The 2,999-nt window shown below is 50.1% G+C and carries 2 protein-coding genes; both read right to left on the bottom strand.

Features of this window, described 5'->3' with window-relative positions; all coding sequences use genetic code 11:
- Nucleotides 1–544: class A beta-lactamase (gene bla / locus ACGWYJ_RS38685; protein WP_146086696.1), on the bottom strand; the 544-nt coding region annotated here is incomplete at its 3' end.
- A 2,139-nt stretch (nt 545–2,683) separates the two neighbouring features.
- Nucleotides 2,684–2,999, bottom strand: a 316-nt coding sequence (locus tag ACGWYJ_RS38680) for a class A beta-lactamase (protein WP_048242274.1), incomplete at its 5' end; no start/stop codon positions are given.

Genomic DNA, 2,999 nt, shown 5'->3' with positions numbered 1-2,999 from the left:
CAGGCATCGTGGTGTCACGCTCGTCGTTTGGTATGGCTTCATTCAGCTCCGGTTCCCAACGATCAAGGCGAGTTACATGATCCCCCATGTTGTGCAAAAAAGCGGTTAGCTCCTTCGGTCCTCCTATCGTTGTCAGAAGTAAGTTGGCCGCAGTGTTATCACTCATGGTTATGGCAGCACTGCATAATTCTCTTACTGTCATGCCATCCGTAAGATGCTTTTCTGTGACTGGTGAGTACTCAACCAAGTCATTCTGAGAATAGTGTATGCGGCGACCGAGTTGCTCTTGCCCGGCGTCAATACGGGATAATACCGCGCCACATAGCAGAACTTTAAAAGTGCTCATCATTGGAAAACGTTCTTCGGGGCGAAAACTCTCAAGGATCTTACCGCTGTTGAGATCCAGTTCGATGTAACCCACTCGTGCACCCAACTGATCTTCAGCATCTTTTACTTTCACCAGCGTTTCTGGGTGAGCAAAAACAGGAAGGCAAAATGCCGCAAAAAAGGGAATAAGGGCGACACGGAAATGTTGAATACTCATACTCTTCCTTTTTCAATATTATTGAAGCATTTATCAGGGTTATTGTCTCATGAGCGGATACATATTTGAATGTATTTAGAAAAATAAACAAATAGGGGTTCCGCGCACATTTCCCCGAAAAGTGCCACCTGATGCGGTGTGAAATACCGCACAGATGCGTAAGGAGAAAATACCGCATCAGGAAATTGTAAGCGTTAATATTTTGTTAAAATTCGCGTTAAATTTTTGTTAAATCAGCTCATTTTTTAACCAATAGGCCGAAATCGGCAAAATCCCTTATAAATCAAAAGAATAGACCGAGATAGGGTTGAGTGTTGTTCCAGTTTGGAACAAGAGTCCACTATTAAAGAACGTGGACTCCAACGTCAAAGGGCGAAAAACCGTCTATCAGGGCGATGGCCCACTACGTGAACCATCACCCTAATCAAGTTTTTTGGGGTCGAGGTGCCGTAAAGCACTAAATCGGAACCCTAAAGGGAGCCCCCGATTTAGAGCTTGACGGGGAAAGCCGGCGAACGTGGCGAGAAAGGAAGGGAAGAAAGCGAAAGGAGCGGGCGCTAGGGCGCTGGCAAGTGTAGCGGTCACGCTGCGAAGCTTCACCACACCCGCCGCGCTTAATGCGCCGCTACAGGGCGCGTCCATTCGCCATTCAGGCTGCGCAACTGTTGGGAAGGGCGATCGGTGCGGGCCTCTTCGCTATTACGCCAGCTGGCGAAAGGGGGATGTGCTGCAAGGCGATTAAGTTGGGTAACGCCAGGGTTTTCCCAGTCACGACGTTGTAAAACGACGGCCAGTGAATTGTAATACGACTCACTATAGGGCGAATTGGGCCCGACGTCGCATGCTCCCGGCCGCCATGGCCGCGGGATATCACTAGTGCGGCCGCCTGCAGGTCGACCATATGGGAGAGCTCCCAACGCGTTGGATGCATAGCTTGAGTATTCTATAGTGTCACCTAAATAGCTTGGCGTAATCATGGTCATAGCTGTTTCCTGTGTGAAATTGTTATCCGCTCACAATTCCACACAACATACGAGCCGGAAGCATAAAGTGTAAAGCCTGGGGTGCCTAATGAGTGAGCTAACTCACATTAATTGCGTTGCGCTCACTGCCCGCTTTCCAGTCGGGAAACCTGTCGTGCCAGCTGCATTAATGAATCGGCCAACGCGCGGGGAGAGGCGGTTTGCGTATTGGGCGCTCTTCCGCTTCCTCGCTCACTGACTCGCTGCGCTCGGTCGTTCGGCTGCGGCGAGCGGTATCAGCTCACTCAAAGGCGGTAATACGGTTATCCACAGAATCAGGGGATAACGCAGGAAAGAACATGTGAGCAAAAGGCCAGCAAAAGGCCAGGAACCGTAAAAAGGCCGCGTTGCTGGCGTTTTTCCATAGGCTCCGCCCCCCTGACGAGCATCACAAAAATCGACGCTCAAGTCAGAGGTGGCGAAACCCGACAGGACTATAAAGATACCAGGCGTTTCCCCCTGGAAGCTCCCTCGTGCGCTCTCCTGTTCCGACCCTGCCGCTTACCGGATACCTGTCCGCCTTTCTCCCTTCGGGAAGCGTGGCGCTTTCTCATAGCTCACGCTGTAGGTATCTCAGTTCGGTGTAGGTCGTTCGCTCCAAGCTGGGCTGTGTGCACGAACCCCCCGTTCAGCCCGACCGCTGCGCCTTATCCGGTAACTATCGTCTTGAGTCCAACCCGGTAAGACACGACTTATCGCCACTGGCAGCAGCCACTGGTAACAGGATTAGCAGAGCGAGGTATGTAGGCGGTGCTACAGAGTTCTTGAAGTGGTGGCCTAACTACGGCTACACTAGAAGAACAGTATTTGGTATCTGCGCTCTGCTGAAGCCAGTTACCTTCGGAAAAAGAGTTGGTAGCTCTTGATCCGGCAAACAAACCACCGCTGGTAGCGGTGGTTTTTTTGTTTGCAAGCAGCAGATTACGCGCAGAAAAAAAGGATCTCAAGAAGATCCTTTGATCTTTTCTACGGGGTCTGACGCTCAGTGGAACGAAAACTCACGTTAAGGGATTTTGGTCATGAGATTATCAAAAAGGATCTTCACCTAGATCCTTTTAAATTAAAAATGAAGTTTTAAATCAATCTAAAGTATATATGAGTAAACTTGGTCTGACAGTTACCAATGCTTAATCAGTGAGGCACCTATCTCAGCGATCTGTCTATTTCGTTCATCCATAGTTGCCTGACTCCCCGTCGTGTAGATAACTACGATACGGGAGGGCTTACCATCTGGCCCCAGTGCTGCAATGATACCGCGAGACCCACGCTCACCGGCTCCAGATTTATCAGCAATAAACCAGCCAGCCGGAAGGGCCGAGCGCAGAAGTGGTCCTGCAACTTTATCCGCCTCCATCCAGTCTATTAATTGTTGCCGGGAAGCTAGAGTAAGTAGTTCGCCAGTTAATAGTTTGCGCAACGTTGTTGCCATTGCT

Source organism: Actinomadura sp. SCN-SB (assembly GCF_043906805.1).
Lineage (GTDB): Bacteria > Actinomycetota > Actinomycetes > Streptosporangiales > Streptosporangiaceae > Spirillospora.
The sequence above is the reverse complement of the archived record's forward strand: the minus strand, read 5'-3'. Positions and strand labels throughout refer to the sequence as shown.